The following is a 25080-nucleotide window of genomic DNA, read 5'->3' as shown; positions in this document are numbered from 1 at the left end:
CGAACACTCCGTTAGGTCCATACATATCCGGCTTGCGCCAGTCTGGACATTTTCAGTTGCGGAGACAGTTTGATTATAGATGTTTCACGCCTGGGTTATTGGCCTGAGGCGACAGCAAACAGTCGTGACTGGTCAACGCGGGATGAGCGAAGCGCGCGACAAGGGCGCGCTACCCTTGCCGCTCCATCACAATATCCTGGCTCGCCGTCCAGTCTGCGACCGAGCCGCCGCCCAGGGCCACCGCCATCAGGTCCGGGAACTGGTCCGGCGTACAAGCGAAGGTGGGCACGTCCAGACTGGCGAACTGTTGCGCCAGACGCTTGTCGAAATACGGCGCGCCGTCATCATTGAGCGCCAGCAAAGTAATGACATTTACGCCCGCGTTTTTCAGCTCCGCCACCCGCTGCACCAGTTGCTTCTGGTCGCCGCCTTCATACAGGTCGGTGATCAGGATGAACGACGTGTCCTGTGGCTTGGTGATTTGCTGCTGGCAATAAGTGACGGCTTTGTTGATATCCGTGCCGCCGCCCAACTGCACGCCAAACAAAACATCCACCGGGTCCTGCAGTTTTTCCGTCAGATCCACCACTGCCGTATCAAACACCACCAGCTGGGTTTTCAATGCAGGAATAGACGCCATCACCGCCGCAAAAATACTGGCGTAGATCACGCTCGACGCCATAGAGCCGGACTGGTCCACACACAGCATCACTTCCTTGAGCGCACTCGGTTGCTTACGGCCGTAGCCGATCAAACGCTCCGGCACGATGGTGCGATACTCCGGCTGATAGTGCTTGAGATTCGCCCGAATGGTGCGCGCCCAGTCGATATCCGCGTGACGCGGACGCTGCTTGCGCATGGCGCGATTAAGGCTGCCGCGAATGGCTTGCTCGGTGCTGCTCTGCAACTTGCGCATCAACTCTTCGACAATCTTGCGCACGACTTGCCGCGCCGTTTCCTTGGAGCGTTCCGGAATCAGATGCCCCAGGGACATCAAATTGGCCACCAGATGAATATCCGGCTGCACCGCTTCCAGCATCTCCGGCTCCAGCAACATGCGCTCCAGATTCAGTCGCTCGAACGCGTCCTTCTGCATCACCCGCACGACGGAGCTGGGAAAACGCTCGCGAATATCTCCCAGCCAACGCGCCACCTTCGGCGCGGACGAGGATAAATCCGCGCCACGTTCGTCGTCAGAACCATACAGCGCATTGAGAATCTGGTCCAGCTGCATATCCTCGGCGCTCATCGAGGCGTTGTCCTGATTATCGCCGCCCAGCAACAACCGCCAGCGTCTTTCTCGTTCGGAAAGCAGAGTCATGAGGATGAGTTCTCCGTGTCGTTATGGGCGCCGATGCCAAGCAGGGTTTCCAGCAAAGGCAGCATGGCGTTCACCCGGCTGTAGTCAAAATCAGGGTCAGCAATAATCCCTGCGGCGGTCGCCGTGGTGGAGCGAGATTTACGCTTCAGGTTCGCCCGCTCGCCATCGGCGAAGCTGGAGAAAGTCCGCCGCAACAACGGCAGCAACAGCATGAAGCGTTCTTCCGTCAGAGCGCATAAATAGGCGTCCAGCACCGACCATAGACGATCATCATGGATGAGCAGCAGACCAGAGCCTTCCAACAGCCCTTCAATCCAGGCCGCTGCGTGAGAAGGCTCTTCCGCGGCGGACAGCGCAAAGGACAGCGCATTCGCCGCTTCGTCGCCACTGATCTGATCCGCCCCCAGCAGCAATCGATAACAGCGCCCCAGAATTACGCCGTTCACCTCAGTTTGCCTCGCCAGACGCCACAACTCACGCCACCACTCGCTCAATCGGTCCGCATCCGCATAGAGCTTAAGCGCATCCGTCATATCCGCGATCAATTTTGCGTGCACTTTAGCGGCGTCCTCATCCACATTGCGGCACTGATACACCAGCCCAACATTGATACGGGCGCAGAAGCCTTCGATGACATGGTGCAATATCGACGTATCCGCACCGCGCACGTCGCCGTAGCGCACGATGTTCACCAGTCGCGGCAGCGCCGCCATCAGCTGATCCACATCACTGACCGTCGCCGCCTGCTGTTGCAGGACCACAATCGCATCCTGAATCGCTTCAGGCAGGTCCGCCAACAACAGCCGATCCACCCAGGCGGTGATATCGCTTAATTTACTGGCGTTGCGCAGCTGTTCCAGAGCGTATCCCATGGCGGCGGTAGCAATGTTATTGCCCCACAGGCTCTGTTCGATCAAGCTGAGCTCAAACTCCGGCTGCCATTGCAGACGCCAGATTTCTTTAAATGTGCCCTTGCCGCTGCGGTCGCTGACCAGACGCGCCCACTTCACTCCCAGCAAATTGAGCCGATGAAATAAAGCCGAGCGCAGTTTGCCGTTGTCTTTACGCAAATCCAGTTCAAGATCTTCCTCGACCGTGGACACTTTCAGACGCAGTGATTTCTGTTGCGCCTGCAAGTCCGCCTGCAACGGCGTCTTGGGCAAGTTTTCCGGCACAACGCCGATGCGGTCGCCCACCAGCAATTTACGCTGCAGCAACGCCAGAGGAGCCGCATCGCCAAAGCAGAACAAGGTCTGGATGGTTTCATTCATCTCATCAAGACTGGGCTGCGGCTTCTCCCGCAGAGCCGCCAGTGTATCCGCCATGCGCACCGCTTCTATTACACTGGAAGGCGCCACATCAAAGCCCTGCTCGCGCAGCTCCCGCGCCGCCCGCGTCAGCCAGGAAGCGGATACGCCATCGCGCACTGGGTCGCCGTTTGCAGCGCTGCGCACCGCGTAACGCCAGATATGCTCGTACCAGCCCGGCGCATCCACGCCCGCGCCGTAGCCGCTGCGGTAACTGATCCGATCATAGGTCCAGGGTATCCAGGTGGCGTTCAGCTTGATTTTAGGCAGCCCCTTGATCAGCGCATTGTCGTCCTTGATCGCAACTTTTTTCACCAGCGCCGGTACGTGCCAGGCGCCGCAAATCACCGCGATGCGTTTAAAGCCTTCTTTCTCGGCCTTGCGCACCATCGAGCGCATCCAGGCCTCGCGGCGCGCTTCACGATCACTGAGTTTTTGTGCGGAGGCTTCCGCGCGCAACGCTCCCATGGCGTCCGCAATCGCAGCAAACACTTCAGCGCCCTGGCTGTGCTGCTCCACCACGTGTTCCCACCAGCGTTCGCCGTCGGTGAATCCCGCCGCGGCCGCCAGCGCGTCCAGCGGATCGCCGCTGAGAGTCAATGAGTCAATACTTGTCTCACTGTCTTTTTCAGAGCAGCCGTTCTCGTCAGTCAGGGCTTCCGCCGCCAGCGCATCAGTGTCCGCCTCATTCTGTCCCGCAAGGCTTTCATCCAGCGCCTCTGCGCTTTGTTGCTGCGCCATCTCCCGCTCGGCCGCTTCCGCAGCCGCCGCGGCTTCTTGTCGAGCTTGCCGAGCGAGAGCAAGACTATGGACCTGCGGCAAATCAAAGAAACGCAACGGCAGGTTGTTGCGTCGCGCAAAATGCATGGCCCGCCATTCCGGCGAAAATTCCGTGAACGGATAGAACACACTGTCGCGGTAGTCATCCCCTGCATAAATCAACTGCGCCACCGGCGGCTGCAATTGCTCACTGTGAAGATGCTCCAGCAGCGGTTCCGCTTCCTGGGGCCCTTCCACCAACAGGATCTCCGGCTGAAAGTCCGCCAGCGCTCTCAGCATACTGGCGGTGGAGCCGGGTCCATGATGGCGAATGCCCAGGTATAAAATCTTGTCGTTGATAAGCATGATTCGCTTGTCGCCCTTTTTTGACGCGCATCCTTGAATAGCAACTCTTCCAACACCGCAAATAGCAACGTTAGTTTATGGCGCGCGTTCGTCAGATCCGATATTTCAGCTCAGTTCGCGACAGGCGCGATACACGTCTTTCCAGCCGTCGCGCTCTTTCACCACCGTTTCCAGATACTCACGCCAAACCACTGCATCCTGCACAGGATCTTTCACCACAGCGCCAATCAAACCTGATGCGAGATCTGAAGCCGATAGCTCGCCATCGCCAAAGTGATGGGCCAGACTGAGGCCACTGTTCATGACCGAGATCGCTTCAGCGGTGCTAAGCGTGGCGCTGGGAGACTTCAGCTTTTCCTTGCCATCCAGGGTCTTGCCCTCGCGCAGTTCGCGGAAAATCGTTACAACGCGCTGAATCTCCGCAATGGCGTTAACTTCCACGGGTAATTCCAGAGCGCGTCCCATATCGCTGACGCGCTTGGAGACGATATTTACTTCTTCTTCAATGGTGGCGGGAGTAGGCAGAATCACGGTATTGAAGCGGCGCTTGAGGGCGCTGGACAGTTCGTTGACGCCACGGTCGCGGTTGTTGGCGGTGGCGATGACGTTGAAGCCGCGCACCGCCTGCACTTCATCATTCAGCTCAGCGATGGGCAGGTGTTTTTCCGACAGCACCGTAATCAGGGTGTCCTGCACGTCAGACGGAATCCGCGTCAGCTCCTCAATGCGACAGATTTTACCCTGCGACATGGCGCGCATCAGCGGCGACTCCACCAGCGCATCCCGGCTGGGGCCGTGCGCTAACAACTGTGCGTAGTTCCAGCCATAACGCATGGCTTCTTCACTGGTGCCGGCCGTGCCCTGCACCACCATGGTGGAATCGCCGGAGATAGCCGCCGCCAGGTGCTCAGAGACCCAGGATTTCGCCGTACCGGGCACACCGTATAGCAGTAGCGCGCGATCGGTTGTCAGCGTCGCCACAGCGATTTCCATCAGCCTGCGGGAACCGATGTACTTGGGCGTCACTTCAAAGCCGTTATCCAGCTTTCCGCCCATCAGATAAGTGCAGACCGCCCAGGGGGACAGCGCCCAGCTCGCGGGACGCTGACGCTTGTCCACTTCACGCAATGCTTCCAGTTCCTGCTGGAACAGTTGTTCCGCGTGCTGTCTTAAAATAGCTTGTTCGGTCATGACTGTAGCTCCTTATGGAATTCAACGCGGTTCTTGTACACCGCCAGCAAAGGGTTGGTTCGGTCGTCTTGCAACGGCTCCAGCAGGGAGCGAATTTTCTCGTAAGAAGTTAGCGAAAACTGATAAGCCAGTTGATCAATTGTCTGGTGTGCATCGTAGTACCAGCTTTCGCCTTCAATGATCTTCGCGCGAATCATGTCCGCAATGGCTTCGGACAGCCTGGGTGTGAGCGAAGAGAATGCTTTAAGTTGATACAGCACCGGCAGCCAGAACTGACTGTCTCTCTTCATCGCCGCCTGCAGCGCCGGCAGTATCAGCGGCTCGACCTTTTCGGCGGCGAAGCCGGCGGCCAGTCCGCCCAGATATTCGGTGCGCTCCACTTCAGACAGCGCAGGAAACAGCGTCTCAAAATACGCCACGTCGCCATGCAACATGGCGCCTTCAGACAACGCCAACAGCGCCGCATCCGCGTAGTCGCTGCGACGATACAAATCTATCGTCTGGTCCAGGGACGTCTGCAGAATCTCAGCGCTGGCGCGCGGCGGCAGCAAAGCCAGCACCTGATAAAACCAGCCCGCCCGCTTACCCACCTTGGTGCGATTCGGCAAGTGCGCCAGATCGTCTTTGAGGCCCCACTTTTCCCATGACTTATCGAACTCTTTGGGCGGCTCGATGTTTAACTGGGATTTCTTTAACAAGGCCTTTTTTAACTGCAACGACTTCGCCAGCCACTCCCGTAAGGGGACCAGCACTGACTCTTCGCCGAGCTGCGCCAAATACCGGGTCGCCTGATAGCGCACCGCCAGACTGCGATCATCCGCGCAGGCAGTTAGAAAAGCGGTGTCACTAGGACTCAGACCAACTTTCATAACCTCCAGCAACACGGCGCGCTCCTTGGCGGGTTCGTCTTTCCAGATCGCGCTCAATTGATCCAAAGCTTCGCCTGGATCATTCTCGCGCAAGCGACGAAAGGCATCCGTTCTGGCCACGCCGCTGAGATGGGCCAGCTCTTCCGGAGCAGGCGCGTCACTGCACAACGTTTTCCACTTGGGATTCAGTCCGCACAGCCAGCGTCCGCGCTCGCCCATGACATGACGCAGGCTGACCTGCAGTCTGCTCTGGCCCAGCGCAGCGTCGAATAAATCCGGCAACGCCGCTGGCGGCGACACGCGCCCGGCGTCAGTCAAAGCAGCCAGGTATTCCGCCAGCAAACGCGCGTCTTTCGTGCGCAAAGCTGCGCGCAGCAGTTCTTCCGCACGCATGCTGCATTGCTCGACGCTTTCATGCTGAGCTGGCTCCAGCGTTAGAGCATGCTGATGTGATTGTCCAACCAGACGCGTAAAGTTAAACATAACGGCCGCTTTCAACAGGCGACGCTCCGCTGGCTCCTGCGCCATTTTATCCAGCGCCGCGCCCAGTTCCGCCGATGGCGCAGCCCAAGGCGCGTCCTGAGCGTCGCAGCCCAATATCAGGCGTCTAACGCTATCGTTCCATTCCTGCATGATGAATCCTGACTTGCGTGAAGTTTTCTGATAGATCCAACGACTCAGGCGCCGCTTACGCAGCAAGCGCCTGACGCGAGGTTAAGTCGAAGTATTGACGTTCAGCCCATACGCCGAGCGGATTGAAACGGTCGCCGCACCACTCGCCAACAACGCGTACGGGGTGTCCGCCGCTGACCGCGAGCAGTTTCCAGACATCACCGTCAGGCTCGGCCAGAGGGACGGCTTTACCACCGGCGTCGACCAGCCAGAAAGCATCGTCCTGGCGCCAGGGGACCACGGCGTCGACGATGAAGGGATAAGGACCAACCCAGGGATTCCGTGCGAGTAATTGTTCATACTGGTTGAACATCGCGTCCAGACTTGTCCCGGCGGGGGTCGCATGCGTATCGCCGACATGCTCCGGCGACAAAGTGGCGGCGTCCGCAAATATCGCCCGCAACGGTGAACCGGAGGGATAAAAGTGGGCTTTCCCCCGGATCAATTGTCCGCCGCGCCATCCCATCACCAGGCTGGCGCGCTGAGTTTCGTGCGCAAAATTAACCACCTTGGCCATGCGCCCGGATTCCAGTCCCACCAAATGAATAACCTGCATCACCAGCCGGTCTTCCTGGGTCTGACTGTGAGACAGCGCCAGCCAGACATCCTCCACCGGCGGCAGCGCAAGCAGATCATCCTGGCTCCATGGCCATCCGACCTGCGTGCGAATGTCCGCCTGCAGATCCTCCGCCAACTGGTCCATTCTACCGTAGGCGCTTAACAGCAAATACAAACGGCTGAGCGCCGCCGCCAGTTCCGACATCCGGTCGCCAGTGATGGCCAGGGAGGCCAACTGACGCACATGATTGGCCAGTCCCGGCGCCTGCGCGTCCACCATGCGCGACTCCAGATTTTTCCAGTACTGGTAATTCTTGTTCTGCAGGTCCGCAAGACCGGTGCGGGCTACGTCTTCAGCCCACAAGGTCAACTCATCCACCCCGGCGCTGACTTTTAGTTCGCGCTGCTCTTTACGCTTTTCCTGCGCGGCGACGTCCACGGGCTTTTTATTCTGCGCGCGCTCTACTTTTTTCTGCTCTCGATCAGCGCGGCTTTCTAGCCACTCAGCCACCCAATCGGGCGCGTCTTGCTGGCGGGTGAAACCATTTTGTTGCTGAGCGTACAGCAGAAACAACGCGAGCCCATGCTTACAGGGAAATTTTCGGCTCGGGCAAGAGCATTTAAATGCAGGACCCGACAGATCAATGCGGGATTGATAAGGCTTCGATCCGCTTCCCTGACAATGTCCCCAGATGGCGTCATCGTTATATTCCAATAACGGCCATTTGCTTGTGCTGGTGAGTTTCTGTGCGGCTTTGACTGAGGCGCTATCCGGCGCCATGGCGATAATTTGTTCTTGATTCCAGGACACGAATTACAACTTTCCAGTATGGGTGGTTGATTAGTGACGAGCGGCGGCTTATTTAAAACAGAATCGGCGGTATTTGTATAGGGCCGTCATTCATAATTCATATTTGCGCTCCACATACAAAGCCTGGTTAGAATATGTTCGGCCGTGAACGCACAAAAACACAAACTCGTTCCAACATGCAGCTCAAAGACGCACCATGATTATTCGAGACAGTCAGATTTCCGCCGCCTATCTCCGCGGACTGGTGGATTATCTCATTATGAAGCGACAGGATACGTCTTTATTCTTACAATCCTTCCAGATATCCGAAAGCGAAATTGGCGAGGCGCAGCAACGGCTGCCGACCCGTTTGTTCGGCGCCATGCTGGAAGCCGCCAGCGCGCTGTTGAATGACGAAAGCATCGGGCTGCATGTCGGCGAACAGATCAAACCCGGGCAATACGGCGTGCTTGGACTCAGCGTCATGAATTGCAAAACGCTACGGGAGGCCATCGTACGGCATGAGCGCTATGAACGCCTGGTATGCGACGTCGGCCATACCACTTACCGTCATTCCGGCGACGAAGTAATTCTGAGCTGGGACAGTTGTTCGCCGGATCTGTCGCGCCACATCGCGGAAGAGAATATCGCCAGTTGGACTACATTCGCCCGCTGGATAACCGGCGCGGACATTTCTCCAACGCTCATCCGCTTTCAGCACCCGCGCCCATCCGACGTTCGGGAATATGAGCGCCTGTTCCAGTGCCCTCTGCAATTCTCCTGCGACAACATTGAAGTCCGTTTTCCCGCCGCTTATCTGGACCTGCCTTTGCGCCAGCACGACCCCGCCATGTTGGCGCTGCTGGACGAATACGCTGACCGGTTACTGTTGAAGCTCAACCCGGAAGCGGACTTCAGCGATAAAGTAAAAGCGGCGCTAACCGATTTGCTGCAGGCTGGGGATATCAGCCTGAAAAAAACGGCGCAAACGCTGGGATTGTCGGAAAGAGCGCTACAGCGGCGGCTGCAGGAAGAAGGGCGCAGCTATCAGCAAATCCTGGACGAGACGCGTCGGGAGTTAGCGATACGGCAAATCGGAGATCGACGTCTGGACTTGTCTGAAATTACTTTCTTTCTCGGCTTCGCTGATCAAAGCGCCTTCCAGCGGGCGTTCAAACGCTGGACCGGGAGGACGCCAGGTCAGTATCGCCGCGAAAAGGAGCTTGCGGGTTAGTCGCCAAGGCCGCTAATGATAACTGATGCGATGCGCATCCAGACGCACGTCTTTCACTCTGCGTCCCAGAGTATCCACTTCGCCGTTATAACGCTCTTCGCCGGTGGAGGAAAACTCAAACGTATAGGCCCGCGCCAAACGCATGGCGCCGCGCGCATCCCGCTGAAAACTCAACTTGCGCAGCGCTACGCTGCCGTCAAGAAATTGCAGATCAAGCTCCTGGCATTGACGCCGAGCGGCGACAAGGGCGATCTCCCGCACCTTCAACGCCTCCCACCACCCCCAGAGCGCGACGGCGCAAAGCGTCAGCCAGAACAAATCGATCAATTGCAGATTCATAAGGTTTCCATCTTTACTATGGAGATATTAATCAGGCAGGCAAAAAGCTTCCTTCTAATTGCCTGCAACGACAGGGCCCGCACATATCAGGCCTTGTCTCCCGCGGCTAACCGCGCAGGCGTATCCATGCGCCTGATTATTAACATGGCGGCATCATCGCCATGTTAATAATTCTCATCATAACGACTTTGCCGTGGAGGACGCCAACCGCCTGGAGCGCTTTGGAGACAGATCACGAAGTTTGAGTAACGACGCAGATTGTTTTTGGGGGCGGGTCAGGCGGAGGTCAAGTGCATCAGCAAATATTCGCCAGTAGGCAAATCCACGCCGCGCTCAATTTCCCGCCAGCCCCGGCGGCGATAAAAAGCAACCGCCGACTCGTTTTGGGCGGCGACTTTCAGCTGCAACGGCGAGGCATAGCGCTGGCGACAAAACTCCAGCAGCGCCGTGCCGACGCCGCGATTTTTATAAGGTTTATCCACATACAGGTTGTGAATGAAACTCTCCGGTTTCCAGATCGAGACAAACCCGATCGCTGCGCCCTCATGAGCGGCGACATACACCTCCTCATCTCGAACGCTCCCGAGAAAATCATGGATCGAGAACATATCAGCTTCAATCCAGTAAAACGTCTCCTTGCGCGACTCAAAAAATATCCTGCTCAAGTCAGGAGTGTCCGCCGCCGTCGCAGCGCGGATGACCAGCTCATTCAGCTTCATCGGATACCAGTTACTCAAACTCTTTCAAACCGTCAACATGGTTCCAGAGCCTCTGAACGAATGCAATGTCGAATCCCCTCTTTTCCCGCATCTCAAAAGTCCGCCGCCTTCCTCTCGCAAGCCGTAATATTCAAAGCCCATCATCGACGTTGGGGATAACCGCTCCGGCGTTAGAAATATTTTTTAATAAATTATTTGTTGACAACCAGTAACAAAGCTATAGACTCACGAAAAGGTAGAAAGTAAGCCTATAGTTTTATTTAACACTCCGCTCGATGTTTTATTCATAATCTTCGTCCTGTAGTTTTAAATTCCAGTCTTGTTTTTCCACTTTAAAACCGCCCGCAAGGCACATTTTTTATTCATTAATTTCAGGAAATTTTTATGTCCGAAGCAGTTAAAGGCACTGTTAAATGGTTCAATGAAACTAAAGGTTTTGGTTTTATTCAACAAGAATCCGGCCCAGACGTATTTGCACACTTCAGCGCTATCGTCAGCAACGGTTTCAAGACCCTGACGGAAGGTCAGCAAGTTGAGTTCACTGTAACTCAAGGGCCAAAAGGGCCACAGGCGGCGAATATTGTCTGCCTGTAAGCTGCAGTAATCGGAGCTATCGGAAATATTATTTCTGTTAGCCCTTTTGCTCGATGCAAGTCCGAGGCGCATATATTGTCGTCTCGGCTGCTTCAGCTTAATTTATGCTTACTTCGCTTTTATCAGCAAAAAGTTAAACTGCCTTTCGTCACCGCCTTCCGTACTCTTATCTGTAAGCGCCTATCGCTTATTTCTAAATTATTTAAAGCATTACCAGCCCATATATCTTGTCGAGTTTTATCTGAACTACACTGAAGCCTCTCTTCATATACTATCCAGAGCAAGTTATCGGCTGTCTTTTCCAAAGAGGAAACATCATGAGCACAGCCTCAATAACTGCAATTAGCGCCCAAGACGCGCAAAAATACGACAATCCAATCCCTAACCGCGACTTCATTCTCAGCGTTCTCAGCCAGAACGGCGGACGACTCAACCGTGAGCAGCTGGCTGAACATCTTGAGTTAAGCAGCGCTCAGGATCTTGAAGCGCTCAGACGCCGCTTGCGAGCGATGGAGCGTGACGGACAGATAACTTTCGACCGCGGAGATTACACGCCAGTCAATCAAAGTGAGTTGATCTGCGGACGTGTCATCGGCCGTCGTGAAGGACACGGATTTCTGGCCAGGGATGAAGGGGGCGATGATTTACTTCTGAGCAAAAGCCAGATGCGCAAAGCGCTGGACGGCGACCGTGTTCAGGTCCGCATCTGCGGCGTTGACCATCGCGGACGCCAGGAAGCTCAGATCATCAAGGTGCTGGAGCACAACACAACGCAGCTGGTGGGGCGCCTGAGCACGAAATCCGGCGATTGCATGCTGATCCCGGATAACGACCGCATCTGCAATGAGATCAGTATTACGCCGGAAAGCGTCGGTGACGCCATTGATGGCCAGTACGTGGTGGTGAATATCATCAAATACGCCAGAAATCGCTCTCCCATGCTTACCGAGGTGGTCGAACTGCTTGGCGACGCCATGGCGCCAGGTATGGAAATCGATGTCGCTATTCGTAATCACGACATTCCCTTCACTTGGCCCCGGGAAACTCTGCAGGCGGCGAAACAGTTGGGGACGGAAGTAGCGGAGGAAGACAAATTGCACCGCTACGATCTGCGGCAGGTTCCTCTGGTAACCATCGATGGCGAGGATTCCAAGGATTTTGACGATGCGCTTTTCTGCCAACCGCGCAGCAATGGCGGATGGCGTCTGTTTGTCGCCATCGCCGACGTATCCCACTATGTAACGCCAGGCGGTCCACTGGATGTCGAAGCCCAGAAACGGGGGACATCCGTTTACTTTCCAGGGCGCGTAGAACCGATGTTGCCTGCCGCCATTTCCGATGGCCTCTGCTCGTTGAACCCTAACGTGGACCGCTTGGCCATGATCTGCGAAATGTTCATCGACGCAGCAGGGAACCTCGGCAAATACCAGTTCTATGAGGGAATTATGCGTTCACACGCCCGCCTGACCTATACGGAGGTCGGCGCATTGCTGGAGCAGCCAGAGTCCAGACTTGGACAACAAGTCCAGCAACGCTATACAGACCTGGTTCCGCATCTGCAGGCCTTACATAAGCTGTATGGGGCTCTGCGCCAGGCTCGCAGTAAACGCGGCGCGATTGACTTTGAAACCACGGAAAGCAAGTTTCAATTCGACGCCAACCGCAAAATCAGCCGGATTGACCCGGTAGTACGCAACGACGCCCACAAGCTGGTGGAAGAATGCATGCTGTGCGCCAACGTCGCGACGGCGCGCTTCCTGCAAAAGCTCAAGCTCCCGGCTCTGTATCGGGTTCATCAAGGCCCGTTGCAGAAAAAACTGGAAAGTCTGCGCGCGTTTCTCGGGGAGCTGGGACTGTCCCTGGGCGGCGGCAAGCGTCCAACCGCCAGTCACTACCGCAACCTGTTGAACAGCATTAACGAGCGTCCGGATGCGGAAGTCATTCAATCCATCATGCTGAGATCGTTGAGCCAGGCGGAATATAGTCCGGAAAACCTTGGCCACTTCGGGCTGGCTTACTCCGCCTATGCTCATTTTACGTCGCCGATCCGGCGTTATTCCGATCTGTTGACGCACCGCGCCATTCGCTCGGTGATTCGGGGCGAAGAAAGCGGGGGTAAACTCAAACGCGCACTCAAATCCTTAACCGGGCTGGGCTCCGATCCAGTGCGGCGCGTTCACAGCGCCGCGCCGTTGACGCCGACTCAAAGTTACCCCTACAGCGCGCAGGACATGGTGAAGCTGGGCGAGCAGTGCTCCCTCACGTCGCGCCGGGCTGATATGGCCAGCTGGGATGTGGAAGCCTGGCTCAAGTGCGAATACATGCAGGATCGCATTGGCGACACCTTTGTCGGAACCGTTTGCGGCGTGACTAATTTCGGTCTTTTCGTAGAGTTGAAAGAGGTCATGGTCGAAGGCTTGATTCATGTATCATCGCTAGCGGGCGACTATTATCAATTCGACGCCGCCAAACAGCGGTTGACCGGTGAGCGCAGTAAAAAGAGCTATGGTTTGGGAGACGCCATCCAGGTGCGAGTGGTCCGCGTAGACCTGGAGCAGCGCAGAATAGAACTTGAAATGGTCAGCCAGGAGCAAGAAGGAAACAGAAAGAGCGCCTCCGGCAAAAAGCGCCGCAGCAAAGACAGAGCTCCCGGACGACGCTCAGGAAAAGCAAAGTCCGGCGGCCAGTATTCGAAAAAGCTTCCCGCCGCAGAGAAAGCGCACTAAACCCAGGTTAATTACATAACAAAGCGCTCAAGATAGGCTGATGGAAAATTGATTGATGAAGGATAAATTCAATGACATTGACCGAAATCGCCAACGCTTATTTTACCGACCTGGACGTTAACCCGAATCGCCCTGTTCTGGAACTGATCCGCGATATGCAGAGCCGGCATATCGCCAAACACAGCTTCAATAATCTGTCGGTGGCGCTGTCCCAGGACATCCCGATAGACAGCGAGTCCGTATTCAACAAGATCGTGCGTCAGGGCTTCGGCGGTTATTGCTTCGAGCATAACAAGCTGACTTTCGACGCGCTATCCGCGCTCGACCTGGATGTACGCATCCTGCTGGCGCGCGTGGTCTATAACTCAGACAACGACGTTCCTCGCACTCACCGCATCACTTTACTTACCCTGGAAGACGCCCAGTACATCGTCGATACCGGTTTCGGTCATTTTGGGGCGCGTTTTCCCATCAAACTCGAAGAAGGCCTGGAGCAGGACCTGGGCGACGCCGTCTATCGCATCGTCAAAAATGCGCGGGGCGATTACTGCTATCAGATTCTGAAAGAGGGAGAGTTTTTCACCCTATATACTTTTGACCTGGGGCGTTATAGCGAAGCGGACTGCCTCACCGGACACTTCTACTCTCACAAACACCCCAACGCCGCCTTCCTGCACAATCTGGTGGTTTGCCGCAAGTACTTCAATGACGTGCACTCATTGCGCAACGGCGAGTTGCATCGCATGCGCAACGGCGAAACCACCATTGAGCCGGTCGCTGACGCAGAGACGCTGCACCATCATCTGACGCAGACATTCGAATTGAATGTGGACGCCGCTGTTTCGGAGTTTCTGTTCAATAAATTTATCGCCGGAAAGTCCGCCTGAGCGCGGACATTCTCCCACATCGCACGAACCTCTTGTTTTTACCCTGATTTTATTTACTAAAGTGGATTCGACTTATGCACGCGCTCGCCAAAGATACGCTGACGCTGTTGCTGTGGGTGGCGCTGATGGCGTCCTCCTTTGTGGTGTCAGCCGACCTGCCCCAATACGCCAGCCCCATCGCCGGAACGGAATTGCGTTTTATTCTCGCGACATTGCTGTTGGCGCCGTTGACGCTGTCCCGTTACCCCTTATTCAGCGATCTTGGTCTGCTGCTGCGTTATGGCGTGATCAGCCTTTTTCTGGTGCTGTTCTTTATCGGACTGTTTGAAGCGTTAAAGACCACTACGGCGCTCAACACTTCCGTTATATACACACTGGTTCCCCTGATGAGCGTGACGATCAGCCGTTTGCTCCTGGGCGCCGCCGTCAATGGCGTCATGCTATGCGGTTTTATTCTAGGCGCAGGCGGCGCACTGTGGGTATTGCTCGCAACGCATGGCGACAGCGCGGACAGCCTCGCCTGGAACGACGGCGACGCTCTATTTCTTCTCGCCTGCGCCAGCCTCGCGCTGCACGTCACACTCGTCAAGAAATGGGGCTCCAATACGCCCCCCATGCAGGGCGCGTTCTACATCATGATGATGGGGGCGATTCTGATGGCGCCGGTTATGGTTCTGGCCGGAGAGGTTGAGCAGGTCGCCTGGAGCGAGTTTGATTTCTGGCGGGTGCTGCTGTATCTGACGTTGTTCGCCACCATCGCCACGTTTTATCTGCAGCAACATTTGGTGCAAAAAGTCGGCCCTAATCGCTTGCTGGCGTTCAGTTATTTGATCCCCACATTCGTCGCCGCCGGACAGGGTTTCATGCAAGGTCCGGAGCTGTGGTACAGTCTGCCGGGCGTCGCTCTGACGCTGCTCGCCCTGCTGCTGATCTCCGGCGTCTGGGCGCCAGCGGCGCGCAAGGTCCATGTCGGCGACACACAGACACAGTAATGCAGTGGTGAGGGGATACGGATGAATCAGCGCGAGATTGAGCGGAGTTTCCTGGACTTTTTGAAGCAATCATACGGCTTGATTGACGCCGACGACTTGGCGGATCTCGGCCTCAAAGGTGAGATCCACTGCTACCGCAAAGGCGAACTGTTGATCCAGCAAGGATGTCCTGCGCCCAAACTGTTCTATTTCGCCAAAGGCTTCGCCCGATACATCTGCGTATCGCCTGAAGGCAAGGAGTTTACTCAGTCCTTCGCCTGTTCGCCCAATATCGCCGGCTCCACTCGCGCCATGGTGCGCGGCGCGCCTGCGCTGTTCAGCATTGAGGCGTTGGACGATGTGCTTTGTCTGGAGTTCGACTGGAGCCATTTCAGCCAGAGCCTGTTGCGTTTTCCAGGTCTGCTCGCCACCTACACTAAAATGCTGGAAGCGCTGTTCATCGGCAAGGAAGAACGAATTTACGGCTTTGTGCAATTGACGGCGGAGCAGCGCTACCTCAACTTCCTGGAGCAGAACCCACAGCTTAAAAACAAAATCCCCCTGCAATACATTGCTTCCTATATCGGCATCACGCCGGTAGCGCTCAGCCGCATCCGCAAGAAGCTGCGCCTCGACTAGGCGCCAACCGACTCGCTGACAGCGCTTCGAATTTGAAAGCAATCATTAGAGTGCAGACGACGGCCTCCATTGCTAAATTCTCCGCCATCAGGTAGACCTTAACCAAGGAGCGCCATCATGAACGCATCGTCAAAGCCCACTCAGATTGACGCCATATTAACTGATCCCCGTTGGCGCGCACTGCTGGCGCGCGACGCTCAGGCGGACGGCAGTTTCTACTATTCGGTGAAAACCACTGGCGTCTACTGTCGTCCGTCCTGCGCCGCCAGAACGCCGCGTCCGGAGAATGTGCGTTTTTATGACAGCCTTGAGGAGGCGGAACAAGCGGGTTTCCGTCCTTGCCGACGCTGCCGCCCCGACGCGCCGTCGCTGGCCGCGCGGCAAGCGGAGAAAATCGCCGCGGCCTGTCGCTTGATCGCCAGCTCGGAAAGCTTCCCCAGCCTGGAGGAACTGGCGCAATCCGCAGGCATGAGCAAATTTCACTTTCATCGCGTATTCAAGCAAGTCACCGGCCTCACCCCGCGTAACTATGCCGCCGCACAGCGTAAGCAGCGTCTTGCCGCCACGCTGCAGCGAAGCGGGTCCGTGACGGACGCCATTTACGACGCCGGTTACAACTCTAATGGCCACTTCTATGGAGAGTCAGATCAGGTTTTGGGCATGACGCCAGGCGACTATCGTCGCGGGGGAGCCAATGCAGAAATCCGCTTCGCAGTGGGCGAGTGCGCGCTGGGTTCCATCCTGGTGGCGCAAAGCGCCCGCGGCGTATGCGCCATTCTACTGGGTGACGACCCGGAAGCCCTGGTGCATGAAATACAGGACCGCTTTCCCAAAGCGCGCCTGATTGGCGGCGACGCCGACTTCGAGCGCTTAATCGCCAAAGTCGTGGGATTTGTGGAAGCGCCTCAGATCGGTCTTGACCTGCCTCTGGACGTGCGCGGAACTGCTTTTCAGCAAAGGGTGTGGCGCGCGCTACAGGAGATTCCCTCAGGCGCGACCGCCAGCTATGCCGATATCGCCCAAAAAATTGACGCTCCCAAGTCGGTCCGAGCCGTGGCGCAAGCCTGCGCCGCCAACATGCTGGCCGTTGCGATTCCCTGCCATCGTGTCGTGCGCAGCAACGGCGCGCTCTCAGGCTATCGCTGGGGCGTCGAGAGGAAGCAGGCGCTGCTGGAGCGGGAGGCGCAGGAATGAGCGGCGATACAGGCGCAGCAAAAACGCAGCCCTCCAGGCAAAGCCTGTCCGCGCGTCTGCAAAGCTATGATTGGAAGCGCGCCGAGCATGAGTTAAACGCCCGGGGAGCCACCATAATTAACGGACTACTGGACGCTCAGGAGTGCGCAGCGCTGATCTCTCTGTATAACGCAGAGGAGCTTTATCGCAGCAAAGTGGTCATGACTCGCCACGGCTTTGGACAAGGCGAATACCAGTATTTCCGTTATCCCCTGCCCCATCTGGTCTCAGAGCTGCGCGCATTGACTTATCCCTACCTTGCGCCTGTGGCGAACCAATGGAACGCCGCTATGAATCAGGATATTCGCTATCCCGAAGCGCACGAAGACTTTATCGCACGCTGTCACGCAGCTGGGCAGACCCGCCCTACACCGCTGATCCTTAAATACCAGGCGGACGACTACAACTGCCTGCATCAGGACTTATACGGCGAGCATGTTTTCCCTCTGCAACTGGCGGTGCAGCTATCTGAGCCAGACGAAGACTTCTGCGGCGGAGAGTTTGTATTGACGGAACAGCGGCCGCGAATGCAGTCCCGCGCAGAAGTCATTCCGCTACGCCGGGGAGATGCGGTAATCTTTGCTGTGCATCATCGCCCAAAGCAAGGCGCTCGCGGAATCTATCGCGTCAACATGCGCCATGGCGTCAGCCGGGTGCGCTCCGGCAGGCGGTATGCGTTAGGGGTGATTTTTCATGACGCCAGATAACTGGCGGAAAGCCAGTTTACCCATAAGCCGCTGAAGATTCATTCATGTCTACTCATACAGAGCTTTATCAATTCCTCGCCGACGCAGTGCTGGTGCTGCATGTGTTTGTGGCCGCTTTTGTCGTCGGCGGCCTGATTTTGATTCTTATCGGCAACTGGCTGCGTTGGCGCTGGGTGAATGACTGGTGGTTCCGAATCGCTCATCTGACAGCGATAGCAGTCATTGTTGCGGAGTCCTGGCTAGGCGTCGCCTGTCCCCTCACCACCCTTGAAGTCTGGTTGCGGGAGCAAGCTAATGTTGGCGCGTACCACGGCGGTTTTATCGAGTATTGGTTCCAGCGCTTGCTCTTCTATGATGCGCCGTCCTGGGCTTTTACACTGGCTTATTCCCTCTTCGGCCTGGCCGTGGCGGCCTCTTGGGTGTATTTTCCTCCTGGAGCCAAACTCCATACGCAGCACCGCTCTCACTGAGGCAAAGTCAGGCGTCAGAATAATTGGCGCCTCTCTCCAACTCTCGTTTTTTCATCGCTCATGCAGGATGAGCGCATCCGACACAGGCTTGGGAACTTTCCCAGCCTCAGGTTTTCCAGACAGTCGCGTCAGGTTACTTTACAACCAGCTCAAATACACATCGCCCAAAAGCTGACAATGACTCGATTTATAAAGACCCTGTGCACTCTGGCTTGAGACTTGCTGCTTGTAACAGTTCATCACATTAGCAGTGGAAGTACGTGATTATAAAAATCAGGGCGCCACTCGCTGTACCCAGGCGCTGCTCCGACAAGATCTACCAAGGAGAAGGGATATATGGTGGACAAGAAGCGCACGATTTCCTTCCTGTATATTGCAGCTCATTTTTTTGTATTTGTGATTGGCTGTCTGTTAATCCAGACATCCTTCGCACAAGAGGATGGCGACGTATGGCCCACGCCGAACGGGTTCTCCGCCCCCTCGATGCTGTTGACTCGCAGCTCACCGTTCGATCCTCCGGACACTGACAGTTTCGTCGCCGACGACGGACCCGGCCTGGATACCGGCTGCACCTTCAACAACAGCCCCGAACATCCGCTCATGATTGATGTCATGATCGACGTCTCGGTGGGCCCTGTGGACGGCGACGGCTATCTGATCGACCCGGCGCCGCTGATCGCACAAGGTGTGATTCCCGCCACCGTGGACATCATCATGCCCGCCTTTGATGTGGACTATAACGGCTCACCGCCTCCGGAGCGGGACGAGGTTGTCTTCAACGGAACCAGTCTGGGACTGTTGACCGGCGACAACAATGTCTGGAAGTTGAGCACCTTCACGGTAGGCGTCGAGAATATTAAGTTCCCGGCGCCGCCCGCGCCTGGCTCCCCCCCTGCTCCTCGCGCCAATCGCGTCCAGATCAATGTCGACACGCTAAGCACTGGACGCTGGTGCACCGCTATCGACTGGGTTGCGTTAATACTGCCGGTAGAGCCAAAAATTGCGTTGACGCTGGAGCCCACGGATTCCAATCCGGTACGCGTCAATAACCTCGCCTCCAACGATTTGATTGATGTGATCTACCAACAATCCAGCGACGCCAGCTGTAATCTGACGGAAGTGATCGGCCCGAAGGATGACTATCCCTTCTCCGGTCCGGTGGAATCCGGCTGGTTCGGCTCCGGCGAAGTCAAGATACGCACCCGCCTGGAGGCCTGTCCGACAGGCAGTCTGCCGTCGGACGCGGAAGTTGAGGCCTCATGGACTATCGTCGGCACAACGTTGCACGGAACAGAAGTATGGACCGGGCCCGAGGGCGATATGACGCTGGCCATGCCTGACGTCATCGGCAGCTATGACGTTGAGTTTGAGTACAAGGTGGACGGCGACTCTCTGCCGACAATTACCCGCAAGCTCTATGTCACCAAAACGACGCCGATAACCGCCGGAGCCCCCCGCATATCCTGGTACGAAAACGCTACTGACTGGGCCAGCGGCCTGATTGACGAGGCCGACGTACTGGAGCACTTGCTCAGCGGCGGTTACGCCTACGGCGGCCTGAACTGGCGCTACGGCTACAGCTTCGGCTCCGCTGTTAAATGCCACTGGACCCAACTCAGCGCCGACCCGATTACTTGTGACTACTCCGATTGTTATGTATTCAGCGATGTGTTTGAAAACATGGCGGCCACGCTGGGAATAGGCGGCCTCAGCGCCATACGCACTGATGGGCGCGGCAATGGCTTCGTCACCACCGGCGCGCCGTCCCTGGATCCCGCTTTTACCGGTAGCGCCAGGCCTTTCGCCGGCGGTGGTTATGATAAGTATGAGTTCTCCAGCCATAGCCTGCGCAAACGCGGATTCTTTTTCCCCGACTACTATGACGCCACCTTCAACGGCATTTACTCGGCTGTGGATGAGTTCATCCTCTGGAATCACAACGGCGCCGTCGATTACGACGCAGACGGCGGGTATCTGGAAACCTACGAAGGGGCCAAGGTGTATCCTGTGCCCGGCGCGAACTCTTACGACTCCTGGGGCGACTTCAAATACAAAGCGCCAGCGCCGTTCGCCTTACTCGCCTCAGCCAGCACCGATCAGGGGGTAATGATGATAGAGCCTGATCTAAGCATTCCCGGCGATGTCGTTTACGTAACGCCGGACTCCAACAGCGATGGCGCTTATGAAGCGTTAATCGCCCAAGTACGCGTGGATGTCATGCGTGCAGACGTCTATCTGGTGATGGCGACGCTGAATAAAAACGGCGAGGTAATCGCCAATATGCCTGAGTTCGAATCAATGAAGTTTACTCAGGACACTGTCGGCGACGCGCCGGGACAATATACCGCCGAGTTGAAGTTTTCCGGCGAGCAGATTCTGCGCGCGGCGAAAGACGGTCCTTACGAGATCAAAGTAATCGCTTTTGCGGAAGGCTCTACGCCTGTGCAGACGACACTGCCGACTCCCGCATACGCCTACACTCAGTTCGGTGAAAAAGGCTCCTACCTGACTGATATGACCGACACGGCGGTGGATACCGACAGCGACGCCCGTTATGACTACCTGGAGGCCGTCGTACAGGCGAAAGTCGCCGTGGCGGGCGAATACATACTGCAAGGAACCCTGATGAAGGCAGGAAAAACCGTCGCCAACACGACGGAGCGCTTCGCTCTGGACAGCGGTTCACACAGCCTGGCCTTACGCTTCTCCGGCTCCACCATATTCCGTTCCGGCGAAGATGGGCCCTACGAGCTGGTGGTTGGCCTGTTTAACTCAGATGGAGAACGTCAGGCGGATATAGGCGCCCTGACCCAGGCTTACCATCACGGTCAGTTCGAAGGACTGCTGGATATCACGGGAGGACTTTCCGACCAAGGCGTGGACACCAATGGCAATGGACTGTTCGAGCAATTGAAAGTTCAGTTCAGCGCCGAACTCAGAGCCGCAGGAACGTTCCTGGTGTCGGCTGCGCTGCGCAACGCCTCGGGTCCCTTGGCGGTCTACATGGATGAAGTCAAGACATTCAGCCGCGGAGAACAAACCGTCACGCTGAATTTCTCCGGTCCCGAAATCAACCAGCTGCAATTAGATGGGCCGTATTTCGTCAGAGTCACGTTGCGCCATCCGGATACGCAGAAGATCGTCGATCAGGCCTCTCACAAAGATGCAACAGCGCCCTACAGTCATAGCGATTTCGAGCCTATCTCAACTCCCGGCGCCATCGTGCTGACCGGCGCCTCCAGCGACGCTGGCGTCGATAACAACGGCAACGGGCTCTTTGACTTACTGCGCATCAGGGTTAGAGTCTCCCTCGCCCGCTCCGACGTTTACACTTGGAGCGCAAGACTGGTGGACGTCAAAGGTAATGAAATCGGCTTTAACGCACAAACCGGCGCGCTCAACAAGGGAGAATCAGAAATTGAGTTCAATTTCGCAGGTCTCCCCATTGGTCAAAACGGCATCGCCGGCCCTTACTATGTCCGCGGTCTACTGATGTACGGCTCCAGCGGCGGCAATCTGGTGGCCAGCAATGTCGCGGCGACTAAAGGCTACGCCGCCAGTGAGTTCGAGGGCTACGTCGGTCCCGTTAAAGGCGATATCGATGGCGACGACGATGTGGACCGGGATGATCTGGACGCCGTTGTCGCCGCTCGCAACACGCCCGCGTCAGGGAGCGACGATCCCAGGGACCTGGACGGCGACGGCATGATCACCAGTCTTGACGCGCGCCAATTGCGGCTGCTTTGCACCCGGCCTTATTGCGCGACGCATTAAGCGCTCTCGTGGTTTTGTCATTTACATTCGTTCATAAGCACTAACCGGAAACCGGAGAGGCGGCGCAAGCCGCCGACTCCGGCCTCAACCCAACAGGGAGAGCTTCTATGTTCACTTCTCGGTTTATGTCTATCACACAGATATTGAAAAGCGTTCTGGCGTCGCTTCTGTTCATTTGCAGCATGCAGGCCCCGGCGGCAGTCATTACGGTTCTGCCTTCGGCCACCACGGCGCTGCCGGGCCAGTTGTTTACCGTGGATATTTCTATCAGCGGACTGGCGCCCGGCGGCGCGCCGTCGTTGTCCACCTTCGACTTGAATCTCAGTTTCGACCCCGGCGCCGTCGCCATTGACGCGACGGACGCGGACGCCAATGGCGTCATGGACAGCGTCGCTTTGGACCCGGATAGTCAGCTGGATGTTCTGGGACTGGGACTTAACCCAATGTCGGCCGAGCTTCTGGCGCCCGGTGAGCTGAACCTGTTTGACCTGTCCCTGGATATTCCTGCGGACCTGGACGCCCACCAGAGCAACTCATTCCTGCTGGCTTCTCTCAGTTTTACCGCCCTGTCGCCTGGGTTCAGTTATTTCTCTGTGGTGGTTAACGCACTGGGAGACTCTCTCGGCAACCCCATCGCGGCGTCCGTCAACAATGGCGGAGTGAATGTGGTGTCTGAGCCCGCCATATTGCAGAGCCTGATTATCTGCGGCCTGATGTGGATCAGTATAGGCTGGTGGCGTAAGCAGGGCGCGCAAAGCGCATAACGGGTCGACTCCAGCTGCGCCACAGCAGAGGTCTGGCCCCGGCTGTGGCGCTAACAGCTTGATTAAGACTACTCAAACACTTCCTTGCGGAAATACGGCGCAGGCCGCTCGTCCATCACTTCAAAAGCTTTGACGCTGGTGAAGATCTGACCCTCGCCGTTACTCACGATGACTCTTAAAAAGTGCGCGCCTAGCTCCAGGTCCGCGGGAATAGCCACAGTCCAGATATGATTAGAGGATTCCGTCCACATGGAGGCGCTTGAGGGTTGCGGATCGGCGGTTCCGAAACGCGCGCCATTAAACAACTCAAACCCCTGCGCCCGCTCTTCCCCTGACTCGCTCTTGGCGGCGTACCGATATACATACATCTGCTTCTTCAGGGCGAAGGGATCAAGACTGTTGATCTTGCCTTCACCGGTTCCACTCTGAGTGCGCACGGCTTCAACCAAGGGGCCATCGTCGATATGCGTCCACACCTGCGTATCCTTGGAGCCATTCCACACATTGATAATCGCCCTGACGCCGCCGGCGAAATCAGCGTCGGTCAGAATGCTGGTGTCCGGTAAATCATTAAGATTCAACGGCGGCGTCGGCGAACGGGAACCCTCGGGAGTCAGCGCCCACTCTTTCAGAGTTTGATACCAGTTCAGAAAAGTCGGCGACAGGAAATCCACAGACATTTGCTCCAGTGGGCCTTTACCGGCGGCTTTGAAAGTACTGGTGAATTGCGCACCCTTAAACTCGAATAGCATATATCCACGCGGCGATCCCATACGCTGGATGGACATCGGCAGGTTGTTGTCGTCAAAGTCGCCGGACCACCACGAGCCCGCCGTGGCCCCGGTGATAATATGCGGAATCGGCGTGGGTCCTGCGCCGACCGCGTCGTCCCAGCCCTGATAGAACTCACCGGCGACGATGTTTTCCAGGTTATGCGTATGCCCCGCCAACGCCACCGCCGGACGCCCCTTCAACAGCTCATACAACCAGACGACGTTATCCGTCTGGTGCTTGGTGGAGTCCATGTCCGAAAAAGACACCAGTGGAATATGCATGTTCAGCACAATTAACTTATGTTCCGGCGTCGCGGCGATATCGTTAGTCAGCCACTCTACCTGAGCTTCATCAATGACGCCGTTATAGGTGGGAGCGGTCGACGGATTGTCGCAATAGCCGTGTTTGCCGTCGGCATTATCCGACTCGGGCGTACAGGGATAGCGCACATTGTCCAGTACGACAAAGTGCACGTCGCCGACGTCAAAAGAGTAATAGGCGGGGCCCCACTCGCGTTTGAATGTATCCAGGCTGTGTTTGTCGCTGGTGGCGTCATTATCGATATCGTGGTTGCCTGGCGTCAGATACACCGGCACGCCGGCGATGCTCATCGTCTTCTTCAGACGGGGATACAGACCCAGATCATCGCCTATGATGTCGCCCTCAATCATCACCAGTTCCAGATCCTGCCGCGCCGCCAGTTCCGCGGCCAGGGAGTCGCGCACGTAACCGACTTCATTGTTGGAATACGGCTGCGTGTCGCCGGATACGGCAATTTTGAAGTGTTTCTTATAAGGGCCGCGCACCATGGGGAAATTCACCGCCTTCGGCTGCGGTCCACTGGCCGGCAGCCCGCCAAAGCGCAGTACCGGTGAGCCGTTGGGAATATGGTGATAGGAAAACTGCGGGACGTTGTCTTCATTGACCGGCAACTCGAAGCCAGCCGGCTTGGTGACGAACAGGGTGAAATCATTCAGGCCCCGGGATTTTGCAGGTAACTTGTAATAACCGCGATGATCCGTCAGCGTCACATCATATCCGTTGGATACCCGCACACGCGGCAATCCGCGCTCGCCACGGTCCAGCTTGCCGTTACGGTTACGATCATTAAAAACACGACCTTCCGCAAACTCCCGCGTGACCTCACCGTTGTCGGAGGGAATCACTTCCACTTCGCCGCGGTACAGTTTCGTATGTCCACCCAGCGCGTTGAAAACGTCCGCTGGACTCGTCGGCGCCGCATCAGCCAGTCCGGCGAACGCCGCGCTCACGCCTATAATGAATGGGGTTATGGTTTTCACAATGTCTCCTTTTGTTGCACGAATTCCTTTGTCCTGAGCTAAGGAGTGTACATCGTAATAGTGCAAAGTGACGTTATAAGGTCATGTTTGTAAAAGTTATTTTGCAGGGATCAAA

19 protein-coding genes are annotated in these 25080 nt (G+C 56.5%); 11 read left to right on the top strand and 8 right to left on the bottom strand.

Translation table 11 applies throughout. From position 1 onward, the window contains the following. Positions 1-169: 169 nt before the first annotated feature. The 5 genes from AC2IBB_RS07520 to AC2IBB_RS07500 all read right to left on the bottom strand — a co-directional run bounded on the left by AC2IBB_RS07520 (position 170) and on the right by AC2IBB_RS07500 (position 7854). On the bottom strand, positions 170-1321 hold the full coding sequence (locus AC2IBB_RS07520) for a VWA domain-containing protein (protein WP_486332273.1): 1152 nt from the start codon (positions 1319-1321) through the stop codon (positions 170-172). Beyond that, positions 1318-3753 (bottom strand): DUF5682 family protein, encoded by a 2436-nt coding sequence (locus AC2IBB_RS07515; RefSeq protein ID WP_486332272.1) that lies wholly within the window; start codon positions 3751-3753, stop codon positions 1318-1320. The genes AC2IBB_RS07520 and AC2IBB_RS07515 overlap by 4 nt, the downstream gene beginning before the upstream one ends. 105 nt (positions 3754-3858) lie before the next feature. Then, complete coding sequence (locus AC2IBB_RS07510; RefSeq protein ID WP_486332271.1) at positions 3859-4944, bottom strand: ATP-binding protein; 1086 nt, start codon at positions 4942-4944, stop codon at positions 3859-3861. Continuing rightward, on the bottom strand, positions 4941-6446 hold the full coding sequence (locus AC2IBB_RS07505; RefSeq protein ID WP_486332270.1) for a DUF5691 domain-containing protein: 1506 nt from the start codon (positions 6444-6446) through the stop codon (positions 4941-4943). Before AC2IBB_RS07505 ends, AC2IBB_RS07510 begins: the two co-directional genes overlap by 4 nt. A gap of 55 nt (positions 6447-6501) precedes the next feature. Beyond that, entirely contained in the window at positions 6502-7854 is a 1353-nt protein-coding gene (locus tag AC2IBB_RS07500; protein ID WP_486332269.1) for an SWIM zinc finger family protein, read from the bottom strand. Positions 7855-8050: 196 nt separating this feature from the next. Here AC2IBB_RS07500 and AC2IBB_RS07495 point away from each other — a divergent pair, with 196 nt between their 5' ends. Beyond that, positions 8051-9067 (top strand): AraC family transcriptional regulator, encoded by a 1017-nt coding sequence (locus AC2IBB_RS07495; protein WP_486332268.1) that lies wholly within the window; start codon positions 8051-8053, stop codon positions 9065-9067. A 12-nt stretch (positions 9068-9079) separates the two neighbouring features. On the opposite strand, the gene AC2IBB_RS07490 is transcribed toward AC2IBB_RS07495, so the two are convergent. Beyond that, positions 9080-9406 carry a DUF3301 domain-containing protein gene (locus AC2IBB_RS07490; protein WP_486332267.1) on the bottom strand — a complete coding sequence of 109 codons (327 nt, stop codon included), beginning with the start codon at positions 9404-9406 and terminating at the stop codon, positions 9080-9082. A gap of 275 nt (positions 9407-9681) precedes the next feature. Further along, the gene (locus AC2IBB_RS07485; protein WP_486332266.1) at positions 9682-10143 is read right to left on the bottom strand and encodes a GNAT family N-acetyltransferase; all 462 of its coding nucleotides are present in this window, start codon (positions 10141-10143) and stop codon (positions 9682-9684) included. Between the two features lie 366 nt (positions 10144-10509). Here AC2IBB_RS07485 and AC2IBB_RS07480 point away from each other — a divergent pair, with 366 nt between their 5' ends. From AC2IBB_RS07480 to AC2IBB_RS07435, 10 genes are all read left to right on the top strand, one after another. After that, on the top strand, positions 10510-10719 hold the full coding sequence (locus tag AC2IBB_RS07480; RefSeq protein ID WP_486332265.1) for a cold-shock protein: 210 nt from the start codon (positions 10510-10512) through the stop codon (positions 10717-10719). A gap of 317 nt (positions 10720-11036) precedes the next feature. After that, the gene (rnr, locus tag AC2IBB_RS07475) at positions 11037-13445 is read left to right on the top strand and encodes a ribonuclease R (protein WP_486332264.1); all 2409 of its coding nucleotides are present in this window, start codon (positions 11037-11039) and stop codon (positions 13443-13445) included. 71 nt (positions 13446-13516) lie between these two features. Next, a complete protein-coding gene (locus AC2IBB_RS07470) occupies positions 13517-14332 on the top strand; it encodes an arylamine N-acetyltransferase family protein (RefSeq protein ID WP_486332263.1) in 816 nt (271 codons plus the stop codon). A 74-nt stretch (positions 14333-14406) separates the two neighbouring features. Then, positions 14407-15324, top strand: coding sequence for a DMT family transporter (locus AC2IBB_RS07465; protein WP_486332262.1), 918 nt, complete (start codon positions 14407-14409; stop codon positions 15322-15324). Between the two features lie 21 nt (positions 15325-15345). Next, positions 15346-15942: a Crp/Fnr family transcriptional regulator gene (locus AC2IBB_RS07460; RefSeq protein ID WP_486332261.1), complete on the top strand. Its 597-nt coding sequence runs from the start codon at positions 15346-15348 to the stop codon at positions 15940-15942. A gap of 117 nt (positions 15943-16059) precedes the next feature. Then, positions 16060-17136 carry a bifunctional DNA-binding transcriptional regulator/O6-methylguanine-DNA methyltransferase Ada gene (gene ada, locus AC2IBB_RS07455; RefSeq protein WP_486332260.1) on the top strand — a complete coding sequence of 359 codons (1077 nt, stop codon included), beginning with the start codon at positions 16060-16062 and terminating at the stop codon, positions 17134-17136. Then, positions 17133-17882, top strand: coding sequence for a 2OG-Fe(II) oxygenase (locus tag AC2IBB_RS07450; RefSeq protein ID WP_486332259.1), 750 nt, complete (start codon positions 17133-17135; stop codon positions 17880-17882). Before ada ends, AC2IBB_RS07450 begins: the two co-directional genes overlap by 4 nt. Positions 17883-17926: 44 nt before the next feature. Further along, entirely contained in the window at positions 17927-18352 is a 426-nt protein-coding gene (locus AC2IBB_RS07445; protein WP_486332258.1) for a DUF2784 domain-containing protein, read from the top strand. A 336-nt stretch (positions 18353-18688) separates the two neighbouring features. Continuing rightward, the gene (locus AC2IBB_RS07440; protein ID WP_486332257.1) at positions 18689-22126 is read left to right on the top strand and encodes a hypothetical protein; all 3438 of its coding nucleotides are present in this window, start codon (positions 18689-18691) and stop codon (positions 22124-22126) included. 107 nt (positions 22127-22233) lie between these two features. Next, positions 22234-22890 carry a hypothetical protein gene (locus AC2IBB_RS07435; RefSeq protein WP_486332256.1) on the top strand — a complete coding sequence of 219 codons (657 nt, stop codon included), beginning with the start codon at positions 22234-22236 and terminating at the stop codon, positions 22888-22890. Between the two features lie 68 nt (positions 22891-22958). Here AC2IBB_RS07435 and AC2IBB_RS07430 read toward each other — a convergent pair whose 3' ends face one another. Then, positions 22959-24965, bottom strand: a complete 2007-nt coding sequence (locus AC2IBB_RS07430; RefSeq protein ID WP_486332255.1) for a calcineurin-like phosphoesterase C-terminal domain-containing protein — start codon at positions 24963-24965, stop codon at positions 22959-22961. Positions 24966-25080: the final 115 nt, after the last annotated feature.

The sequence above is a fragment of the Hahella sp. NS-SX17 genome (assembly GCF_057367735.1).
This window is presented reverse-complemented; position numbering and strand designations above follow the sequence as displayed.

What these genes read in the sequence shown, in the direction of transcription:
- AC2IBB_RS07520 (WP_486332273.1), bottom strand. Translation starts at nt 1,321, where the DNA reads ATGACTCTGCTTTCCGAACGAGAAAGACGCTGGCGGTTGTTGCTGGGC.
- AC2IBB_RS07515 (WP_486332272.1), bottom strand. Translation starts at nt 3,753, where the DNA reads ATGCTTATCAACGACAAGATTTTATACCTGGGCATTCGCCATCATGGA.
- AC2IBB_RS07510 (WP_486332271.1), bottom strand. Translation starts at nt 4,944, where the DNA reads ATGACCGAACAAGCTATTTTAAGACAGCACGCGGAACAACTGTTCCAG.
- AC2IBB_RS07505 (WP_486332270.1), bottom strand. Translation starts at nt 6,446, where the DNA reads ATGCAGGAATGGAACGATAGCGTTAGACGCCTGATATTGGGCTGCGAC.
- AC2IBB_RS07495 (WP_486332268.1), top strand. Translation starts at nt 8,051, where the DNA reads ATGATTATTCGAGACAGTCAGATTTCCGCCGCCTATCTCCGCGGACTG.
- AC2IBB_RS07490 (WP_486332267.1), bottom strand. Translation starts at nt 9,406, where the DNA reads ATGAATCTGCAATTGATCGATTTGTTCTGGCTGACGCTTTGCGCCGTC.
- AC2IBB_RS07480 (WP_486332265.1), top strand. Translation starts at nt 10,510, where the DNA reads ATGTCCGAAGCAGTTAAAGGCACTGTTAAATGGTTCAATGAAACTAAA.
- rnr (WP_486332264.1), top strand. Translation starts at nt 11,037, where the DNA reads ATGAGCACAGCCTCAATAACTGCAATTAGCGCCCAAGACGCGCAAAAA.
- AC2IBB_RS07470 (WP_486332263.1), top strand. Translation starts at nt 13,517, where the DNA reads ATGACATTGACCGAAATCGCCAACGCTTATTTTACCGACCTGGACGTT.
- AC2IBB_RS07465 (WP_486332262.1), top strand. Translation starts at nt 14,407, where the DNA reads ATGCACGCGCTCGCCAAAGATACGCTGACGCTGTTGCTGTGGGTGGCG.
- AC2IBB_RS07460 (WP_486332261.1), top strand. Translation starts at nt 15,346, where the DNA reads ATGAATCAGCGCGAGATTGAGCGGAGTTTCCTGGACTTTTTGAAGCAA.
- ada (WP_486332260.1), top strand. Translation starts at nt 16,060, where the DNA reads ATGAACGCATCGTCAAAGCCCACTCAGATTGACGCCATATTAACTGAT.
- AC2IBB_RS07450 (WP_486332259.1), top strand. Translation starts at nt 17,133, where the DNA reads ATGAGCGGCGATACAGGCGCAGCAAAAACGCAGCCCTCCAGGCAAAGC.
- AC2IBB_RS07445 (WP_486332258.1), top strand. Translation starts at nt 17,927, where the DNA reads ATGTCTACTCATACAGAGCTTTATCAATTCCTCGCCGACGCAGTGCTG.
- AC2IBB_RS07440 (WP_486332257.1), top strand. Translation starts at nt 18,689, where the DNA reads ATGGTGGACAAGAAGCGCACGATTTCCTTCCTGTATATTGCAGCTCAT.
- AC2IBB_RS07435 (WP_486332256.1), top strand. Translation starts at nt 22,234, where the DNA reads ATGTTCACTTCTCGGTTTATGTCTATCACACAGATATTGAAAAGCGTT.